We start from the raw sequence: 18,425 nt of genomic DNA, 5'->3' as shown, positions 1-18,425 counted from the left end.
ACGGGCGTGGGCCGGCAACCGGCGCGTGGCCCCAAACAGGCGCTCGCGCGTTGTGGTCGCTCGAGGAGCGCCTCATTTGACCAAGCCACTGAATTTGCCGACCCTCTGGGAGGGCGTTCGCACCCGGGGCCTCGCCCCCGCCGGGGCCCGCCTGCGCGGCTGGCACGACTGGGTGGCCGAGCACGATCCGGTCTATCAGTCGTTCCGACGCCCCGGGCGTTCGGAGAAGATCGCCGCCTCGGTGGTGCTGCTGCTGATCCTGGCGATCACGATCTTCCTGCTGCTGTTCGACTGGAACTGGCTGCGCGGCCCGATCGGGCGCTGGGCTTCGGAGAAGTACGACCGGGAGATCGCGCTGCAGGGCGATCTCGACGTCAAGCTGTTCAGCTGGACCCCGGCGGTCATCGTCAACGGTTTGAAGTTCGGCGGGCCGGACTGGGCACGCGAGGAAGACACGGCCAACGTCGAGCGGATCGAGGCGCAGTTCCGTCTGCGCAAGCTGTTCGCCGGCCAGATCGAGATGCCCCTGCTGTCGATCACGCGTCCGAACGTCGTGCTGATCGCCACCGAGGACGGCCGTCAGAGCTGGGATCTGGAACCGGACAAGCCGGATGACGGCGAAGGCGCGAAACTGCCGCTGATCAACCGGCTGGTCATCACCGACGGCCGGTTGTCGGTGGACGAGCAGAACCGCGATCTGACCCTGGAAGCCGCCGTCACCGCCCAGGAGGCCGCGTCGGACGCCGACGGCCAGAGCGGCTTCGTGCTGGAAGGCGAGGGCTCGATCAACGGCTCGCCCCTGACGCTGAAGATCGAGGGCGGGCCCTTCATCAACATCCGCCGCAACCGGCCGTATCAGTTCCAGGCCACCCTGGCCGGAGCCGGCTCTCGCCTGGTCGCCGATGGCGCGATCACCCGGCCGTTCGATCTGGGCCAGTTCACCTCGACCCTTAGCCTGCAGGGGCAGAACCTGAACGACCTCTATCTGCTGACGGGCGTCACCCTGCCCAATACCCCCGCCTATCGGCTGGCGGGGGCGCTGACACGGGACGACAACATCTGGACCTTCAACGACTTCAGCGGTCGGGTCGGGGCCTCCGACCTCGAAGGCGACATCCGCGTCCAGGGCGGCGGGCGGCTGAAGGTCGATGCGACCCTGAGCTCGAAACGGCTCGACATCGACGACCTGACGGCCATCTTCGGCGGCCGCACCCAGACCAATGCGGCCGGCACCAACACGACGACGGTCAGCACCGGCGACACGGTGGGCAAGCTGTTGCCGGACGCCACCCTGCAGGTCGAGCGCCTGCGGTCGATGGACGGAACGATCACCTATCGCGCCGCCAGCGTGAAGGCCAATGAGATGGACATCCGCGCGGTGCGGCTGGGCGGCGATCTGAAGGACGGGGTGCTGAACCTCGATCCCGTCGCCTTCACCTTCAACCGCGGCAGCCTGACCGGCACGGCCACGATCGATGCGACCCGAGACGTGCCGTACAACAAGATCGACTTCCGCCTGGCCGGATACCCACTCGAATCCATCATCCCGGCCCGGAACGGGGTCGCCCCGGTCAGCGGAGCCGCCCTGGGGCGCGCGCGGCTGGAGGGGTCCGGAAATTCGATCCACCGCTTCGCCGCCGCCTCCAAGGGCTCGCTCAGCCTGGTCGTGCCCCAGGGGCGGATGCGCGCCGCCTTCGCCGAACTGCTGGGCATCAACGCCAGCGCCGGCCTGCTGAAACTGCTACGGGGCGACGATTCCCAGAGCACCATCCGCTGCGGCGTGGCCGATTTCGACGTCACGAATGGGGTCGCGCGGGCCAAGACCCTGGTGGTCGACACCGACGTCGTGCTGGCCAGCGGCACCGGCTCGATCAACCTGGGCACCGAGACCATGGACCTGCGGATCGACGGGGAGAGCAAGCGCCCGCGCCTGCTGCGCCTGTGGACGCCGATCCTGGTCAGCGGCCCGCTGACCGCGCCGCGCGTGGGGGTCGACACCAGCCAGATCCTCGGTCAGGGCGGACTGACGGCCGTGCTGGCCGCCATCGTGGCCCCGGCCGCCGCCCTGTTCGCCTTCGTCGATCCCGGCCTGGCCGAGGACGCCAACTGCGGGTCGCTGATCGCCAACGCTCGCTGAATTGGTCGCAGGTCGGCGGTTGAGCCGATCCGGCCGGTCGTGCGTATCTGTCGTCCGCATCCAGGACCGCAGACCGAGACGTCATGACCCGCAGAGGCCTCCTCCTCCCCGCGCTCGGCGCGATCGTCGCCGCGACGGCGGCCGCCTGCAGCCCGCTGGGCGTGCTCAATGCCGTGGCTCCGCGCGACCCCGGCGTCCGGCGCGTGGCCCGCGACCTGCCCTATGGCTCCGAGGCGCGCCAGACGTTCGACGTCTTCGCCCCGGCCGGGGCGACGCCCGCTACGCCGCTGCCGGTGCTGGTCTTCTTCTATGGCGGGGGCTGGGATTCCGGCTCCAAGGATCTCTATGGCTGGGCGGCCCAGGCCCTGGCCGCCCAGGGGTTCGTGGTCGCCGTGCCCGACTATCGGCTGGTGCCGGAAGTGCATTTCCCGACCTTCGTCGAGGACGCCGCCGCCGCGACGGCCCGTGTCGCCGAGGTCGTGGGAGCCTATGGCGGCGATCCAGCTCGCCTGGGGGTGCTCGACCACTCCGCCGGGGCGCATCTGGCCATGATGATCACGCTTGACCGCCGCTACATGGCCGCCGTGGGCCAGCCGGACCGGATCAAGGCCGCCGCCGGACTGGCCGGGCCGTATGAGTTCCTGCCGTTCGACGTCCCCGCCTCGGTCAACGCCTTCGGCCAGTGGCCCGAGCCGCGCGAGACCCAGCCCCTGACCTATGCCCGCGCCGACGCCCCGCCGCTATGGCTGGGCCACGGCACGGCGGACGTCACCGTGCACGACGAGGACTCCATCCTGCTGGACGCGAAGATGCGCGAACTGGGCGGGCGGTCCGAGCTGAATCTGTATCCCGGGCTGAGCCACGAGGACCTGATCGCCACCTTCGCCCCCCTGTTCCGCAAGAAGGCCCCGGTGCTGGCCGACGTCAGCGGCTTCTTCCACCGCGTCCTGGGATAGCCCCAGACGGCGCCGTCTCGCCAAGGTCACGTTGTTTCGCTAGAGGAGGTCATGATAGAACACATGACCGGGGCGCTGTCGGCGCCCGAGGCGCTGGATCGCCTCGAAACCCTCTACACCCAATCCGTCGCCGCCCTGCGCGCGGCCGTGCGGACCTTCGTCGCCACCGGCGAGCGCGCCGACCCGAAGGCGCGCGCCGAAGGCCTGTTCGCCTATCCCCGCCTGCGCATCCGCTGGTTCGGCGACCGGCCCGAAAACCTGACCCAGCGTGCCTATGCCCGGCTGTCACGTCCGGGGGTCTATTCGACCACCATCACCCGACCCGACCTGTTCCGCAGCTATATCGCTGAGCAGCTGAGCCTGCTGGAGCAGGACTATGGCGCGACCTTCGAGGTCGAGCCGTCGGACCAGGAAATCCCCTTCCCCTATGTGCTGGACGGGGCGGACGTGGCGCTGGACCGGTCAATGACGGCGGCCATCGCCCGGCATTTCCCGACCACTGACCTGGCCCATATCGGCGACGAGATCTCCGACGGCCTGTTCGACCTGGCCGAGGACTTCCCGCTGTCGCAGTTCGACGGCCTGCGCACCGACTTCTCCCTGGCCCGGCTGCGGCACTACACGGGGACGCCGGTCGAGGACGTCCAGTCCTACATCCTGTTCACCAACTACCACCGCTACGTCGACGAATTCGTCCGCTGGGCCTGCGCTCAGCTGGCGGACCCCCACTCGGCCTATGAAACCCTGTCCTGCGCCGGCGGGGTGGTGATCACGCGCGACCATCCCGACCCTGAGCTGGCGATCCTGGACACGGCCTGGCGCCGCCACCAGATGCCCGCCTATCACCTGACGGCGCCGGGCTGGGACGGGATCACCCTGGTCAACATCGGGGTGGGGCCGTCGAACGCCAAGACGATCTGCGACCACCTGGCCGTCACCCGGCCCCACGCCTGGATGATGATCGGCCACTGCGGCGGCCTGCGCCCCAGCCAGACCATCGGCGACTATGTCCTGGCCCACGCCTATCTGCGCGACGACCATGTGCTGGACGCGGTGCTGCCGCCGGACATTCCCATCCCCTCGATCGCCGAGGTCCAGCGCGCCCTGTACGACGCCGCCAAACAGGTCTCGGGCATGCCCGGCGAGGACGTGAAACGCCGTCTGCGCACGGGCACGGTGGTCACCACCGACGACCGGAACTGGGAGCTGCGCTATTCGAAATCGGCGCTGCGCTTCAACCAGAGCCGAGCCGTCGCCATCGACATGGAGAGCGCCACGATCGCGGCCCAGGGCTACCGGTTCCGGGTGCCCTACGGCACCCTGCTGTGCGTCTCGGACAAGCCCCTGCACGGCGAGATCAAACTGCCCAACCAGGCCAACCGCTTCTACGAGGGCTCGATCTCGGAACATCTGCAGATCGGCATCCAGGCGGTCGACCTGCTCCGCAAGGAGGGATCGAGCCTGCATTCCCGCAAGCTGCGCGCCTTCGACGAGCCACCCTTCAGGTGATAAGAAAGCACTTTACGTTATAAAGCTAATAGGTCAGGGTGTCGTTATTGACCCCCGGAGCTTCGGCCATGACGTCCCTCACCCTCGACACCCCCCCTGTCGCCGCATCGGTACCGCCACTGGCTGTCGCTGCCGGCCGCAACCTGATCGCGGCGGGTTCGATCTTCGGCCTGGCGAATGTGGCCGAATGGGCGATCCTCAGCGGGACCCTGCCCGTGCACCCGGCCCTGCTGGGGCTGACCTGGCCGGTGGCCGTGATCGCCTTCATCGTCATCCTGCGGCGGCTGCGCGCGACGGGAGGCGCGGCAACGGCGCGGGCCGTCGGCTGGTCGCGGGCGTCGATTCTTCTCCAGCTGGGAATAGCGATGGCGCTGGCGGTCGCATCGGGCGTCACCGGCCATTGGGCGCTGATGATGTGGATGTCGCCCATCGGCCTGTCGGTCTATGCGGTCGGCTGGCTGATCGCGTCGCGACGCGGTGGGACGCTTTGGATGAGCGGCGTAGGACTAGGCGCCGCGGCAGCGGCGGGCGGGGTCGCGCTTCTGGTCGGGACGCCGGTCCAGTATCTGGCCTATGCCATGGGCCTGTTCGCCTTTGTCCTGGTGCCCGGGATCGTCCTGGCCCTGGGTCGCACGCGCTGATCGCTGAACGGAGGGAATTGCAGATGACCGAGACCCGGAACGACACCACCGACATCGCCTGGATGCGCCAACTGGCCGAGGAAGGCGGGCGATCCCCGATGCGCGGCGCGGCGATCCTGATGGCGGCCGGCGTCATCTTTGGCTGCGCCAGTCTGGTGCACTGGGCCGTCGCCAGTGGCCTTGTGACGATGCCCACCGCCGCGTTCAACCTGTTGTGGCTCGCGGCCACCGGCCTGTTTCTGATGATCGTCGTCGGGGTCAGCGTTCGGCTGAGGCGCGTCGGGGGCGTTCGCACCACGGCCGCTCGCGGCGCGAGCGCGGCCTGGACGGCCGTGGGCTGGGGCATCTTCGCCCTGTTCACCTCCCTGGCCGTCATCGGGTCGCGCATGGGCGCGGAAGGCCTGCCGATGATGTTCAGCCTGATCCCGTCGGTCATCATGGCCTTCTACGGCCTGGGCTGGTCGGTGACCGCGACGCTGCAGAAGTCACGGCCCCTGAGCGTCCTGGCGATCGCCTCCTTCCTGGCGGCCCCGCTGCTGGCGCTGATGGCCGGGATGGCGGCGCAGTATCTGGCCTATGCAGCCGCCCTGTTCGGCCTGATGGCCCTGCCCGGCTTGCTGCTGATGCGGTCGGCGAAGGCCTGAGCGTGCCCGACGATTTCGACATCGGGCGGATCGACGACGTCATCCACGGCCGCGTCCGGCTGGGGGTCATGGCCGTGCTGGCGGGGGTCGAGACCGCCGACTTCAACACTTTGAAGGCCCGTCTGCAGACCACCGACGGCAACCTGTCGGTCCACCTGCGCAAGCTGGAGGAGGCGGGCTTCGTCGCCGTCACCAAACGGTTCGTGGGCCGCAAGCCGCTGACGGAGGCCGGCATGACCGAGGCCGGCCGCGCAGCTTTCGTGGCCTATCTGGATGCCATGGCCGGTCTGGTCGCTCCGCGCGCCTAGGCCCCCTGTCCCGCTCCCCGGCGCCTGGGCTATAGAGGCGGCATGACCGGTCGCATCCATGCCTTCGAGGCGCTCGACAACTTTCGCGACTATGGCGACTACGCCACGACGGCCGGAACGCGGGTGCGACCCGGCCGCCTGTTCCGGTCGGCCCATCAGGCCAGCGTGTCCGACGCCGACCTCGAGCGTCTGTCGCGGCTCGACATCGGCACGGTCATCGACCTGCGCCGGCCCGTGGAACGGCGTCGCCAGCCGTCCAGACGCCCGGCCAACTTCACCGGTCAGGTGGTCGAGAGCGACCTGGACGAGACGGGCGAGGCCCCGCACATCACCTTCCTGAAGACTGCGGACCTGACGCCGGACTCGGGTCGGCGGTTCATGACCGAGACCTATCGGGAACTGCCCTTCGCCCCCGCCCATCTGGACCTGTTCGCCCGCTATTTCCGCGCCCTGGGCGAGACCGACCGCCCGGTCCTGATCCACTGCGCGGCGGGCAAGGACCGGACGGGGATGCTGGCGGCCCTGACCCATCACCTGCTTGGCGTCGGCCAGGACGATCTGGTCGAGGACTATCTGCTGACCAATATCGCGGTGGATCTGGAGGCGCGGGCTCCCGGCATCGCCGAACAGCTGAAGGCCTTCACTGGGCGCACGGCCTCGCACGATGCGGTGGTGGCCTTCATGGGGGTGGAGGCGGCCTATCTGGAGGCCGCCATCGCGGCCATCGAATCCCAGCACGGCTCGATCGACGCCTATCTGGAACAGGCCCTGGGCGTCGATGCCCCCATGCGCGACCGGATCACGGAGCGGCTGGCGGAGTGAGCGGCGCGGATCGGTTCGTCCTGCAACTGCCGTGGATCGCGCCCCTCGCGGTCGCCGCCCGGGTGTCGCACCGCCCGGGGGCTCTGTGCCTGCTGTCCGACGGCGGGCCGAACGGGCGCGTGTCCTGGGTCGGGGCGGATCCCGATCGGATGGAGGTCGGCCCGGTCGACGACGCCGACCCCTTCGCCCGGCTGAGGCAGCCAGGGTTCGACCGCCACCTGGTCGGGCTGGCGGCCTATGACGCGGGGGCCCGGCCGGCGACGGGGCCCCGGCCCGGCGGCGCGGACGCCTGGCCCGACTTGATGCTCGCCCGCTATCCGGCGCTGCTGCGCTTTCACCACCCGACGGGGACCGTTCAAGCCATCGGAATCGGACCCGAGGCCGAGGCCGAGGCGCATCGGGCGGCCGGATGGATCGCGGGGGCGACCCAGCCGACCGAACCCCCGCCCCCGGCCGCGGCGCTGGAGCCGGAGCAGCCGGCCGAGGCCTATCGCGACGCGGTCGGCGACGTTGTGGCCCGCATCGCCGCCGGTGAATTGTTCCAGGCCAATATCGCCCGGGCCTGGACCGGATCGCTAAAGCCCGACGCCGACCCGTTCGACGTGTTCGTGCGACTGGCCCGGGGAAGCGCGCCCTATGGGGCCTTCTGGCGGATCGGCGACCGCGCCCTGGTGTCGAACTCGCCCGAGCTGTTCCTGACCTTCGATCCCTCCGATCGCCGCATCGAGACGCGACCGATCAAGGGCACGCGGCGGCGGGATCCGGATCCGGCGCGAGACGCAGCGCAGGCGGCGGATCTGATCGCCAGCGCCAAGGACCGGGCCGAGAATCTGATGATCGTCGACCTGATGCGCAACGACCTGGCCCGAGTCTGCCTGCCGGGATCTGTGGCGGTCGAGCGTCTGTTCGCGCTCGAAACCTTCGCCACCGTCCACCACCTGGTCTCGACCGTGGTGGCGGAGGCGGTGCCGGGCACCGATCCCGCCGCGGTCCTGACCGCCACCTTTCCTCCCGGCTCGATCACCGGGGCCCCGAAGCATCAGGCGATGAAGGTCATCGCGCACCATGAACCGCCGCGCGGCCCGTGGTGCGGTTCACTGTTCCTGCTGGATGACCGTGGGCGGATGACCGCCTCGGTCTTGATCCGCACGGCCTGTTTCCGGCGCGAGGCGGGCCGGTGGCGGGTCCGCACCCTGGCGGGGGCCGGCATCGTGGCCGACAGCGATCCGTCGGCGGAATGCGCCGAGACCGAGACCAAGATCACGGCGATCCGGCGCGCCCTGGTCGGCGGCTGACGTCGACCAGGGGCGCGGGTCTAGGCGCAGTCGCTGCAGGTGATCTTGTTGACCAGACGCGGACGCAGATAGAAGGTGCGGCTGAACACGACCATTTCCGGCACCAGATAGCCCAGTGGTGAGCTGTAATCGTAGGTCGCCTCGCTGAGGATGACGCTTTCGCCGTTCTCGATGACCCCGGCCGGGATCGTGACCACGGCGTCCCGAAGCAGCGGCGTCATGCCGTCCGGGCGGCTCCAGTCGACCTTGGCCACGCCCTCGGCGTTGCGCGTGACGCTCGAGACCCGCATCTTCAACGGCGCGGTCGGATAGGGCGTCATGATCAGGCCGGCGATCGCCATGGTGTCGCTCAGCTCGTTGACGGTGACGGCATTGTCCTGGGAGGTGATGTCGGCCAGCTGGGCCGTGGCATGGCCGAGCCGCTTCTGGGCCATGAAGGCCTGGCAGAACTCGGCGGCACCGAAATACAGGATGATCAGGACGGGGGCCAGCAGGGCGAACTCGACCGCCGACACGCCGCGGCGATCCTGCCAGAACCGGCTCAGCAGCCCCGGTTGTTTCGCGACGCGGGGCATCATTCGTAAGGCTCGCTGCGGAACGCGGTGGTGACGTTCAGCAGGAGATCGCCCGACTCCGGGCGCGACACGGCCTGGGACAGGGTCGGCACGAACAGGGCCTGGCGGTACCAGACCCGCACCACCACCAGGCTGCTGGCCTGGGCGTTGGTGTAGGCGAGCCCGGCTTCATTCAGCACCCCGTTCACCACCGGGTTCGGCAGGGTCTGATTGCGGAACTGAGGGATCTCGCGGATATCGACGGAGAGGCGATTGGGGCACTCGGCCTGGAACACGCTCATGCGCGCGCACAGTTCGCTTTCGAACTGCGCCTGGGTCAGGCTGCGATCGAACGCCTCGCCGGTGCGGACCAGTCGCGCCGTCTGCATGGTCGCGCTCTCGAGCAGGGAGTCGAGCAGGAACAGGAAGGCGATCTGCATGATCGCGAAGATCAGAAAGAAGAAGGGCGCGGCCACGAACGCGAATTCCACGGCGGCCACGCCCGATCGATGACCCCGCCGTCGGCCGGTCTTGCGTACAGGGGGAAGAGGCGACGTGGGCATGCAGATCACTCCCGCGTGCTGGTCCAGCAGGATGCGGCGCAGATCACTTCCTTGTCTTCCGCGCCCCGCCAAACCCGGACCGCCACGCCCGAGCCGCCGGTGACCACGACCTCGCTCTCATAGACCGTGCGACCGGCCCGATCGACCGCGACCACCTCCGTCACGCCATAGCCCTTGCCCGTCACGAACAGGGTATTGGCATCCACCACCGTCACATCGGCGATGGCGGGGTTGCCGACGATGACCGAGGCGACCGCGCCGTGCACGGCCACACGCGTCAGTCGATCGATCTCGACGTTCAGCGACTGGGCCTGGGCGACGCCCGCCAGGAACAGGCTTGCGATCCCGCCGAGGACGGCGGCCGGACGGGCGAGAGGTGAGGCGAAACAGCCAGCCATGGTCGGCATTCCCTAAAGGCGACGCGAGCGCGGGCGTCCCACGCGCACGATCAGCGGGAAACCTCAAGAAAGTCTGAAACGCCCTCCGCACCGGGAACCGTAAAGGCTGACGACCCGGCGATCAGCGGCCGGTCCAAGGCAACGCTTACTGACTTCGATCGATACGGGAGCGGACATATACTGTCGATATTCTAGATAAGATAGTAAATGCGCCGCTAACCATGCGCCGTGACTGCGTTTTAACCGATGGGAGTGATTATGCTCCTGTGTTTGGGGGTAATGCGGGCGACCGGAGCCTCCCAGCAGCGTCGCTCGCCTCACCATTTTTCAGCAAGGAAAACTTTCATGACCAAGTTCCTCAACAAGTTCGCCAAAGACGAGTCCGGCGCGACGGCCATTGAATATGGCCTGATCGCCGCCCTGATCGCCGTTGTCCTGATCGCCGTCATGGGGACGCTGAGCGACGGCCTGACCAACGCCTTCGAAGGCATCGAAACCGAGCTCAACACCGCCGGTGACGCGCCCGCCGCCTGATAGACAGGCCGAAGGGTCTTGAGACCGGGGGCCGGGGCGGGAAACCGCTCCGGCCCTTTGTCTGTGGCCGAAGCGAAGGGCTCCGGAAACCCGGGCTTAACCCGCGGCCGCTAGGCTGCGGTTCATGGATAATTTGACCCTTCTCCTGCTCGGCGCGCTGCCCGCGCTCGCGATCGTCGCGGCCTTGTCCGACCTGACGACGATGAAAATTCCCAACTGGATCTCGGGCCTTCTGATCCTGAGCTTCTTTCCGGCGGCCTTCGCGGTCGGTCTGTCGGTGCCGAGCGTGGGTCTGCACGCGGTCGTCGCCGTCGTGGCCCTGGTGGTCGGCATGGGCCTGTTCGCCATGAACGTGATCGGCGGCGGCGACGCCAAGATGATGGCGGCGGCCAGCCTCTGGATGGGCCTGCAGGGCGCGGGCCTGTTTTTCCTCTACACGGCCCTGTTCGGCGGCCTTCTGTGCCTCAGCCTGATCGCGGCGCGGCGGATGCTCGTCCTGCCGGCGCAGGGGACCCCGGGCTGGGTCACGACCCTGATGCAGCCGCGCGGCGCCCTGCCCTATGGGATCGCCATCTGCGCCGGCGCCCTGGCGGCCTATCCGTCCAGTCCCCTGCCGAGCCTTTTCGCGGCGGGATGATGCGAGGGCCTGCGGGCTTAGGTTCGCGTTAACCCCCTCTCGGCATGATCGTTAACGGTGGACCGCTCGCGTTGTGATGGCGCGTGGTCTTCGCCGGAGACCCTGGATGAAACCCGCTCGTATCGCCGTCATCTGTATCGCCGCCGTGTCCGCTATCGGCCTGGCGTTCGTGGTGCGCGCCATGGGATCGTCCGACGAGCCGACGGCCGTGGCGACGGCCGCGGCGGCTCCGGCCCGGCCCATGGCCAAGGTCCTGGTCGCCGCCCGCGACCTGCCCCCCGGCCAGCGCCTGACCGACGCCGATCTGGCGTGGAAGGAGTGGCCGGCCGACGAGGTCAATCCGGCCTTCATCACCGACGGCTCCGTGCCCGTGCCCGCCGCGCCGCAGCCCGATGAAAAGCCCGAGGCCAAAACCGAAGCCGCGGGCAATGCCGTGGCCCGCGTGACCCGCACGGCCACCGACATGGCCACCGGCGGCGCCAAGGCGGATTATTTCGGATCGGTCGTGCGCGAGCCCATCCTGGCGGGCGAACCGATCGTCAGTCGCAAGATCGTTCGCGCCGGAGACAGCGGCTATATGGCCGCCTATCTGGACCCCGGCATGCGCGCCATGGCCATCGGCGTCTCGGTCGAAAGCGCGGCCGGGGGCTTCATCCTGCCAGGCGACCGCGTCGATGTGATCGTGACCGTCGAACAGGAGGTCGCCCCGGATTCGGGCCAGGCCAAGTTCGCCAGCCGGATCGTCATGCAGAACGTCAAGGTCCTGGCCATCGACCAGTCGACGCGCGCCGGGGACGATCAGCAGGCCGTGGTCGGCGCGACCGCGACGCTGGAGCTCGCCCCGGCCGACGCCGAGGTCCTGGCTCTCGCCAAGTCCGCCGGCACCCTCTCGCTGGTCCTTCGATCCTATGCCGACACGTCCGGCCCCTCCGGTCGCGTGGCCAGCGCGCCGCGCCCGGTCGAGCGGGCTCAGACGATCCGCGTCTTCCGGGGCGGCGACCCCCAGGTGGTGAACGTTCCATGAGCCGGTCCCGGACCCCTTTCGTGGCCGTGGCCACCGCCGCCTTGATGGCGACCATCACCGCCGGCATGACCGCCGGCGCGGTAGCGCAGGACTATGCCAGCCGGCAGACCGTCGCCGCCGGAGCCGCGCCGCGCCTGATCAGCCTGCCGAGAGGGACGTCCTTCGCCGTCGACCTTCCCGCCGACGCCCGCGAAGTCATCGTGTCCAACCCGGCCGTGGCCGAGGCCAATGTGCATTCGCCGCGCCGCATCACCGTCATCGGCATCGCGCCGGGCGAGACCGACGCCGTCTTCATGGACGCCGCCGGCCGCTCCATCCTGACGCTGCGGGTGCGGGTCGACGCCGGCGTCACCGCGCTGCAGGACACGCTCAGCCGCGTCGCCCCCGGGGCCCAGGTCCATGCGGAAGCGGTCAACGACAGCATCATCCTGACCGGCCTGGTGACCAGCGCGGCCCAGTCCGCCCAGGTCGCCCAGGTCGCCCGCGCCTTCGTCTCGACGCCCGAGAAGGTGCTCAACATGCTGACCATCGCCGGGTCCGACCAGGTGACGCTGAAGGTCCGCATCATCGAGGTGCAGCGCAACGCGATCAAACAGCTGGGCTTCGATACCAAGGCCGTGCTGGGCCAGATCGGCGACACCCAGTTCCTGCTGAGCCAGGCGGCCAGTTTCGCGGTCAACGGCAGCCTGCTGGGCGGCATCAGCGCCGGCGCGTCGATCGACACGACCCAGAATTACCAGATGGAACGTCCCTGCGGCGGGGCCTTTCTGCCCGACGCCCTCTGCCCGTTCGTCGTCGACGGTCCGGAAGACTCGCCCAACTGGGACACGGCCCAGCCGGGAACCGGCCCCGGGTCGGACGGCCTGAACAAGGGCGACGCCACGATCAAGGCGTTCGAACGCGTCGGCCTGGTGCGGACCCTGGCCGAACCCAACCTGACCTCGGTCAACGGCGAAAGCGCGAGCTTCCTGGCCGGGGGCGAGTTCCCGGTCCCGACCGGCCGGGACCGCGACGGCAACGCCACCATCGAGTTCAAGCCCTATGGCGTCAGCCTGGGCTTTCGACCCATCGTCCTGTCGGAGGGTCGGATCAGCCTGCAGATCTCGGCCGAGGTGTCCGAACTGACCCAGACGGGGGGCATCACCCTGGGGGCCGGAACGCCGACCGCCGTGAGCGTCGCCGGCCTGAACGTCCGGCGGGTGCAGAACACCGTCGAGATCCCGTCCGGCGGATCCATGATGATCGCCGGCCTGCTCCAGGAATCGACCCGACAGGCGATCGACTCCCTGCCCGGCCTGGGTGGCCTGCCGGTGCTGGGACAGTTGTTCCGTTCGCGGGACTACCTGTCCGGCGAGACCGAACTGGTCGTGATCGTCGAGCCCTATATCGTCTCCCCGACGTCGCCGAACCGCCTGCAGACGCCCGCCGACGGCCTGCGGATCCCGACCGACGCCCAGACCATCTTCTTCGGCCAGCTGAACCAGGCCTACGGCTCCCCCGCACCGACGACGTCCCCGTCGGCCGGATGGCAGGGCCCGGTCGGCTATGTGATCGAGTGAGCACGCCCATGACCCGATCCCCCTTCCTCGTGCCCGCGCTTCTCGCCGGGGTCGCCCTGGCTTTGGCCGGCTGCGTCGGTCTGCCGGCCGAGGGCCTCGACCCGGTGCCCCTGACGCCCACCTCCCGCTACAGTCTGCAGGTCGAGCCGGGTCTGGAACGGGTCGCGCTCGCCGTGCACGACACGGGCCTGTCGGCCAATCAGGCTGCGGCCCTGCGCGACATCGCTCAGCGCTTCTCGGCCGAGGGCGCGCCGGTGCTGCGGATCGAGGCGCCGTCCGGCAACGACCCCGTGGCCGGCGAGCTGGCCTGGCGGATCCGGGGCGAGCTGGAAGCCTACGGCCTGTCGCCCTATCAGCTCCAGGTCGTCACCTATGCGGCCCCGGACCCTCGGGCGCCGGTCCTGGTCGGGTTCGACACGGTTCGGGCGATCGTGCCCCGGTGCGGCACCGAATGGACCAACCTGACGCGAACCGCGGCGAACGCCGGCTACGCCAATTTCGGCTGCGCCATCCACGCCAATCTGGCCGCCCAGATCGCGAACCCGCGCGACATCGTCCAGCCTCGGACGATGACTCCGGCCGACGCCAGCCGCCGGACCGTGGTCTTCGACAACTACCGGCAGGGCCGGACGACTGCGGCGCCTCAGGAAGCCCTGGTGGCGGCCGCCCAGGTCTCCAGAGCGGTGAACTGAGCCGTCATGAGCAAAGCTTTCGCCTCCAACGCCTTTGACGCCGTCGACGACGATTTCGACGCCGACATGGATTTCGTCACCGTCGAGGGCCCCTTCGCCGGGGACATCAACCCCCGCGAGCCCCTGCAGTTCACGGCCTCCGGCGCGGGCGTTCCCGTCCCGGCCGCCGTCGTCGTCAGCCACCCCCATGCCGCACTGAACCCGGGTCAGCCGGGCCTTCCCGCCACCGGGTACAACCCCGTCGGCGACATGGTGGCCGGAGCCACGACGGCGCTGTCGCCTGGCGCCGCCGGTCTGTCCGCCGAGGTCAATGTACCCCGGATCGCGATCCACGTGTTCGGGGAGCGCCAGGACACCCTGGCCGCCGCCGAGCGCGCCGGTCAGGACCGGCGCATGTCGCGGGCCACGACGCAGATCCGCGTCGGCGGCATCCCGGCCGCGGTCGAGGCCTATGGCCAGGAACCGACCCCGCCGCTGATCGTGGTCGAATGTCTACAGGATCCGCAGACCCTGCTCTGGCAGGTCGACCGACTGGCCGAGGTCTGTGACGCAGGCACCAAGGTCGTGGTCATCGGCGCCACCAACGACATCATCCTGTTCCGCGAACTGATGAAGCGGGGCGTCAGCGAGTACATGGTCGCCCCGATCCAGCCCCTGCAGCTGATCGCGGCCATCGGCGGGCTGTTTTCGGACCCGGCCCAGCCCTTCGTCGGGCGTTCGATCGCCTTCGTCGGCGCCCGGGGCGGGGCCGGCTCCTCCTCGGTCGCGCACAACACCGCCTATGCGATGTCCGAGAAGATCGGGGTCAACACCGTCATCGTCGACTACGACCTGCCCTTCGGCACGGCGGGGCTCGACTTCAACCAGGACCCGCTCAGCGGGGTGGCCGACGCCTTGGGCCAGCCCGACCGGCTGGATCCCGTCCTGCTGGACCGGATGATGGTCCGCTGCACCGACAAGCTGTCGCTGTTCGCCGCCCCCGCGACCCTGGACACCGACTGGGAGATCGACGCCGACGCCTTCGAGGAGGTCACGACCCAGATCCGGTCGACGGCGCCCTTCGTCGTTCTGGACCTGCCCCACCTGTGGTCGGGCTGGATGCGCAAGACTTTGATCGCCGCCGACGAGGTGGTGGTGGTGGCGACGCCGGACCTGGCCTCCCTGCGCAACGCCAAGAACATGATCGACCTGATTCGCTCGGGCCGGCCGAACGACGCGCCCCCCCGCCTGGTGCTGAACCAGGTCGGCGTGCCGGGTCGTCCGGAGATTCCCGCCAAGGAATTCGGCACGGCTCTGGGCATCCACCCCTGCCTGTCGATCCCGTTCGACGCCAAGCTGTTCGGCGTCGCCGCCAACAACGGCCAGATGATCCAGGACGCCGGGGCCAAGTCGAAATCGGCCGAGGCCTTCCAGACCCTGGCCCAGATCGTCTCGCGTCGCGAGCTGCCCATGCTGGCCGCCCCGGGCAAGGCCCCCAAGACCAAGGCCGCGAGCGCGTCGATGTTCGCGGGCCTGTTCAAGAAGAAGCCCTAGATCGTGTTCGGTAAGCGTACAGGTCAGCCCGGCGGCGTCGATACGGCTCCGCGCCCCGCGCCGGCGCCGGCGCCCGCACCAGAAGCGATGGCCCCACCGGCCGAGAGTCAGCAGACCCAGGCCTTCGCCTATGCCGCGGAAAAGGCCGCGCCCGCCGACGGCTTCACCCACGCCAGCGGCCGACCGGCCGACGCCCCGCCTTCGCCGGCGGCCGACCGCCTGGACGCCCTCGCCTCCCGGCCCCGTCCGGCCGCCGCGCCGAAGCCGACCCCCGGATCGGGTCCCAAGGCCACGCCGGGCTTCGAACAGCTGAAGAAGGCCCAGGCCGTCGCCGAGATCGTGCGCGAGCAGAGCGACTACTACCACGCCACCAAGACGACGATCTTCAACGCCCTGATGAACACGATCGACCTGGCCCAGCTGGCGCAGCTGGACACCAAGGCCGCGTCGGAAGAGATCCGCGACATCGTCGCCGAACTGGTGGCGATCAAGAACGTCTCCATGTCGGTGGCCGAGCAGGAGCACCTGGTCCAGGACATCGTCAACGATGTTCTCGGCTACGGCCCGCTGGAGCCCCTGCTGAGCCGCGACGACATCGCCGACATCATGGTCAATGGGGCCGGACGCGTCTTCATCGAGGTGAACGGCAAGGTCCAGCTGACCAACGTCCGCTTCCGCGACAACACCCAGCTGATGAACATCTGCCAGAGGATCGTGTCGCAGGTCGGTCGTCGCGTGGACGAAAGCTCGCCCATCTGCGACGCCCGCCTGCCCGACGGCAGCCGCGTCAACGTCATCGCCCCGCCCCTGGCCATCGACGGCGCGACCCTGACGATCCGGAAGTTCAAGAAAGACAAGCTGACGATGAAGAACCTGGTGGAGTACGCCTCCATCAGCCCGGAAGGGGCCCGCGTCCTGGGCGTCATCGGCGCCTGCCGCTGCAACATCGTCATCTCGGGCGGCACCGGCTCGGGCAAGACCACCCTGCTCAATACCCTGACCGCCTTCATCGACCCGACCGAGCGCGTCATCACCTGCGAGGACGCCGCCGAACTGCAGCTGCAGCAGCCGCACGTCGTCCGTCTGGAGACCCGCCCGCCCAATCTCGAGGGTCAGGGCACGATCACGATGCGCGATCTGGTCAAGAACTGCCTGCGGATGCGTCCCGAACGGATCATCGTCGGCGAGGTCCGGGGCCCCGAGGCCTTCGACCTGCTGCAGGCCATGAACACCGGCCACGACGGCTCGATGGGCACGCTGCACGCCAACTCCCCGCGCGAGGCCATCAGCCGGATGGAGTCGATGATCACCATGGGCGGCTACGGCCTGCCGTCCCGGACGATCCGCGAGATGATCGTCGGGTCGGTCGACGTCATCATCCAGGCGGCCCGCCTGCGCGACGGCTCGCGCCGCATCACCCACATCACCGAGGTGGTGGGCCTGGAGGGCGATGTGATCGTGACCCAGGACCTGTTCGTCTATGAGATCACCGGCGAGGACGAGAACGGCAAGATCATCGGCCGCCACCGCTCGACCGGCATCGCCCGTCCTCGCTTCTGGGACCGCGCCCGCTATTACGGCCTGGAGCGCGAGCTGGCCGAAGCCCTGGACGCGGCGGAGTAGAGCGCGATGTTGCCCATCCTCGCGGCGATCCTCGCCTTCATCACCATCGGCGGCCTGGGCTGGGTCTTCGTCGGCGACGAAGACTCGTCGTCCCAGGCGCTGAAGCGCGCCGAAAACTTTTCCAACCCGGCCGCCCGCGCCGCCCGCGCCAAACAGGCCCGGGCCGAGGCCAATACGCCCGAGGCGCGGCGCAAGGCGATCGAGCTGCAGCTGAAGGACGCCGAGCGCAAGGAGCGCAAGGCCCGCATGACGATGGCGGCCCGGCTGAAACATGCCGGCATGGCCCTCAACATCCGCACCTTCTGGATGATCAGCGCGGGCCTGGGCGTCGTGGCCCTTCTGGTGCCTCTGGTCTTCGGCCTGAACATCCTCCTCGCTGTGGGGATCGCCGTCGTCGTGGGGCTGGGCCTGCCGCGCTGGGTCGTCGGCTTCATCGGCAAGACGCGGCTGAAAAAGTTCTCGGGCGAGTTCGCCAACTCGGTCGACGTCATCGTCCGGGGCATCAAGACCGGCCTGCCGGTCCACGACTGTTTCAAGATCATCGCCAAGGAAAGCCCTGCCCCCGTGGGGCCGGAGTTCCAGACCCTGGTCGAGGGCCTGGGCGTTGGCCTGACGCTGAGCCAGGCCCTGGACAAGATGTACGAGCGTATCCCGACGCCGGAACTGCGCTTCTTCGCGATCGTCATCGCGATCCAGCAGAAGACCGGCGGCAACCTGGGCGAGGCCCTGTCCAACCTGACCACGGTGCTGCGTTCGCGCCGCATGATGGTCGAAAAGATCAAGGCCCTGTCCGGCGAAGCGGTCGCCTCGGCCGGGATCATCGGCTCCCTGCCGATCATCGTGATGACCCTCGTCGGCCTGACCAGCCCCGCCTACATGGGCCTGATGTTCACCGACTTCCGCGGCCAGATCATGCTGCTGATCGCGGGCATGTGGATGGCGACCGGCATCTTCGTGATGAAGAAGATGATTTCGTTCAAGTTCTGAGGAGGGCGA

General features: G+C 69.0%; 19 protein-coding genes. 16 read left to right on the top strand and 3 right to left on the bottom strand.

Going from position 1 to position 18,425, the window contains the following annotated elements; translation table 11 throughout:
- Window positions 1-76 precede the first annotated feature (76 nt).
- From BZG35_RS03265 to BZG35_RS03230, 8 genes are all read left to right on the top strand, one after another.
- Entirely contained in the window at window positions 77-2,137 is a 2,061-nt protein-coding gene (locus BZG35_RS03265) for an AsmA family protein (protein ID WP_077354340.1), read from the top strand.
- An 83-nt stretch (window positions 2,138-2,220) separates the two neighbouring features.
- Window positions 2,221-3,093, top strand: coding sequence for an alpha/beta hydrolase (locus tag BZG35_RS03260; RefSeq protein ID WP_077354339.1), 873 nt, complete (start codon window positions 2,221-2,223; stop codon window positions 3,091-3,093).
- Window positions 3,094-3,156: 63 nt separating this feature from the next.
- Entirely contained in the window at window positions 3,157-4,602 is a 1,446-nt protein-coding gene (locus BZG35_RS03255; RefSeq protein WP_371454834.1) for an AMP nucleosidase, read from the top strand.
- 68 nt (window positions 4,603-4,670) lie between these two features.
- The gene (locus BZG35_RS03250) at window positions 4,671-5,243 is read left to right on the top strand and encodes a hypothetical protein (RefSeq protein WP_077354337.1); all 573 of its coding nucleotides are present in this window, start codon (window positions 4,671-4,673) and stop codon (window positions 5,241-5,243) included.
- 23 nt (window positions 5,244-5,266) lie between these two features.
- The gene (locus BZG35_RS03245; protein WP_150125909.1) at window positions 5,267-5,887 is read left to right on the top strand and encodes a hypothetical protein; all 621 of its coding nucleotides are present in this window, start codon (window positions 5,267-5,269) and stop codon (window positions 5,885-5,887) included.
- A 2-nt stretch (window positions 5,888-5,889) separates the two neighbouring features.
- Window positions 5,890-6,195, top strand: a complete 306-nt coding sequence (locus tag BZG35_RS03240; protein ID WP_077354335.1) for a transcriptional regulator — start codon at window positions 5,890-5,892, stop codon at window positions 6,193-6,195.
- 42 nt (window positions 6,196-6,237) lie between these two features.
- Window positions 6,238-7,017 carry a tyrosine-protein phosphatase gene (locus BZG35_RS03235; protein ID WP_077354334.1) on the top strand — a complete coding sequence of 260 codons (780 nt, stop codon included), beginning with the start codon at window positions 6,238-6,240 and terminating at the stop codon, window positions 7,015-7,017.
- The gene (locus BZG35_RS03230; protein WP_077354333.1) at window positions 7,014-8,312 is read left to right on the top strand and encodes an anthranilate synthase component I family protein; all 1,299 of its coding nucleotides are present in this window, start codon (window positions 7,014-7,016) and stop codon (window positions 8,310-8,312) included. Before BZG35_RS03235 ends, BZG35_RS03230 begins: the two co-directional genes overlap by 4 nt.
- A gap of 20 nt (window positions 8,313-8,332) precedes the next feature.
- Here the strand turns inward: BZG35_RS03230 and BZG35_RS03225 are convergent, their stop codons facing one another.
- From BZG35_RS03225 to BZG35_RS03215, 3 genes are all read right to left on the bottom strand, one after another.
- Window positions 8,333-8,890: a TadE/TadG family type IV pilus assembly protein gene (locus BZG35_RS03225; RefSeq protein ID WP_077354332.1), complete on the bottom strand. Its 558-nt coding sequence runs from the start codon at window positions 8,888-8,890 to the stop codon at window positions 8,333-8,335.
- Window positions 8,887-9,366 (bottom strand): TadE/TadG family type IV pilus assembly protein, encoded by a 480-nt coding sequence (locus BZG35_RS03220; protein WP_253189252.1) that lies wholly within the window; start codon window positions 9,364-9,366, stop codon window positions 8,887-8,889. The genes BZG35_RS03225 and BZG35_RS03220 overlap by 4 nt, the downstream gene beginning before the upstream one ends.
- A 68-nt stretch (window positions 9,367-9,434) precedes the next feature.
- Window positions 9,435-9,827, bottom strand: a complete 393-nt coding sequence (locus tag BZG35_RS03215; RefSeq protein WP_077357780.1) for a pilus assembly protein N-terminal domain-containing protein — start codon at window positions 9,825-9,827, stop codon at window positions 9,435-9,437.
- A gap of 345 nt (window positions 9,828-10,172) precedes the next feature.
- Here BZG35_RS03215 and BZG35_RS03210 point away from each other — a divergent pair, with 345 nt between their 5' ends.
- The 8 genes from BZG35_RS03210 (at window position 10,173) to BZG35_RS03175 (ending at window position 18,416) form a co-directional block, all read left to right on the top strand.
- Window positions 10,173-10,361, top strand: coding sequence for a Flp family type IVb pilin (locus tag BZG35_RS03210; protein WP_077354331.1), 189 nt, complete (start codon window positions 10,173-10,175; stop codon window positions 10,359-10,361).
- Between the two features lie 124 nt (window positions 10,362-10,485).
- A complete protein-coding gene (locus tag BZG35_RS03205; protein WP_077354330.1) occupies window positions 10,486-10,998 on the top strand; it encodes a prepilin peptidase in 513 nt (170 codons plus the stop codon).
- A 106-nt stretch (window positions 10,999-11,104) separates the two neighbouring features.
- Window positions 11,105-12,022, top strand: a complete 918-nt coding sequence (gene cpaB / locus BZG35_RS03200) for a Flp pilus assembly protein CpaB (RefSeq protein WP_077354329.1) — start codon at window positions 11,105-11,107, stop codon at window positions 12,020-12,022.
- The gene (locus BZG35_RS03195) at window positions 12,019-13,581 is read left to right on the top strand and encodes a type II and III secretion system protein family protein (protein WP_077354328.1); all 1,563 of its coding nucleotides are present in this window, start codon (window positions 12,019-12,021) and stop codon (window positions 13,579-13,581) included. Before cpaB ends, BZG35_RS03195 begins: the two co-directional genes overlap by 4 nt.
- Before the next feature lie 8 nt (window positions 13,582-13,589).
- Window positions 13,590-14,273, top strand: coding sequence for a CpaD family pilus assembly protein (locus BZG35_RS03190; protein ID WP_077354327.1), 684 nt, complete (start codon window positions 13,590-13,592; stop codon window positions 14,271-14,273).
- 6 nt (window positions 14,274-14,279) lie between these two features.
- Complete coding sequence (locus BZG35_RS03185) at window positions 14,280-15,806, top strand: cellulose synthase operon protein YhjQ/BcsQ (protein WP_077354326.1); 1,527 nt, start codon at window positions 14,280-14,282, stop codon at window positions 15,804-15,806.
- A gap of 3 nt (window positions 15,807-15,809) precedes the next feature.
- Complete coding sequence (locus BZG35_RS03180; protein ID WP_077354325.1) at window positions 15,810-17,429, top strand: CpaF family protein; 1,620 nt, start codon at window positions 15,810-15,812, stop codon at window positions 17,427-17,429.
- A 6-nt stretch (window positions 17,430-17,435) separates the two neighbouring features.
- Complete coding sequence (locus tag BZG35_RS03175; RefSeq protein WP_077354324.1) at window positions 17,436-18,416, top strand: type II secretion system F family protein; 981 nt, start codon at window positions 17,436-17,438, stop codon at window positions 18,414-18,416.
- The last annotated feature ends 9 nt before the right edge of the window (window positions 18,417-18,425 follow it).

This window comes from Brevundimonas sp. LM2, assembly GCF_002002865.1.
Classification (GTDB): domain Bacteria; phylum Pseudomonadota; class Alphaproteobacteria; order Caulobacterales; family Caulobacteraceae; genus Brevundimonas.
Note: the sequence above shows the minus strand (reverse complement) of the source record. Positions and strands in the feature narration are given on the sequence as shown.

Bases quoted from the DNA above. Each gene is read 5' to 3' on its own strand.
- BZG35_RS03260 (WP_077354339.1), top strand. From the start codon at position 2,221: ATGACCCGCAGAGGCCTCCTCCTCCCCGCGCTCGGCGCGATCGTCGCC.
- BZG35_RS03255 (WP_371454834.1), top strand. From the start codon at position 3,157: ATGACCGGGGCGCTGTCGGCGCCCGAGGCGCTGGATCGCCTCGAAACC.
- BZG35_RS03250 (WP_077354337.1), top strand. From the start codon at position 4,671: ATGACGTCCCTCACCCTCGACACCCCCCCTGTCGCCGCATCGGTACCG.
- BZG35_RS03245 (WP_150125909.1), top strand. From the start codon at position 5,267: ATGACCGAGACCCGGAACGACACCACCGACATCGCCTGGATGCGCCAA.
- BZG35_RS03235 (WP_077354334.1), top strand. From the start codon at position 6,238: ATGACCGGTCGCATCCATGCCTTCGAGGCGCTCGACAACTTTCGCGAC.
- BZG35_RS03225 (WP_077354332.1), bottom strand. From the start codon at position 8,890: ATGATGCCCCGCGTCGCGAAACAACCGGGGCTGCTGAGCCGGTTCTGG.
- BZG35_RS03215 (WP_077357780.1), bottom strand. From the start codon at position 9,827: ATGGCTGGCTGTTTCGCCTCACCTCTCGCCCGTCCGGCCGCCGTCCTC.
- BZG35_RS03210 (WP_077354331.1), top strand. From the start codon at position 10,173: ATGACCAAGTTCCTCAACAAGTTCGCCAAAGACGAGTCCGGCGCGACG.
- BZG35_RS03205 (WP_077354330.1), top strand. From the start codon at position 10,486: ATGGATAATTTGACCCTTCTCCTGCTCGGCGCGCTGCCCGCGCTCGCG.
- cpaB (WP_077354329.1), top strand. From the start codon at position 11,105: ATGAAACCCGCTCGTATCGCCGTCATCTGTATCGCCGCCGTGTCCGCT.
- BZG35_RS03195 (WP_077354328.1), top strand. From the start codon at position 12,019: ATGAGCCGGTCCCGGACCCCTTTCGTGGCCGTGGCCACCGCCGCCTTG.
- BZG35_RS03190 (WP_077354327.1), top strand. From the start codon at position 13,590: ATGACCCGATCCCCCTTCCTCGTGCCCGCGCTTCTCGCCGGGGTCGCC.
- BZG35_RS03185 (WP_077354326.1), top strand. From the start codon at position 14,280: ATGAGCAAAGCTTTCGCCTCCAACGCCTTTGACGCCGTCGACGACGAT.
- BZG35_RS03175 (WP_077354324.1), top strand. From the start codon at position 17,436: ATGTTGCCCATCCTCGCGGCGATCCTCGCCTTCATCACCATCGGCGGC.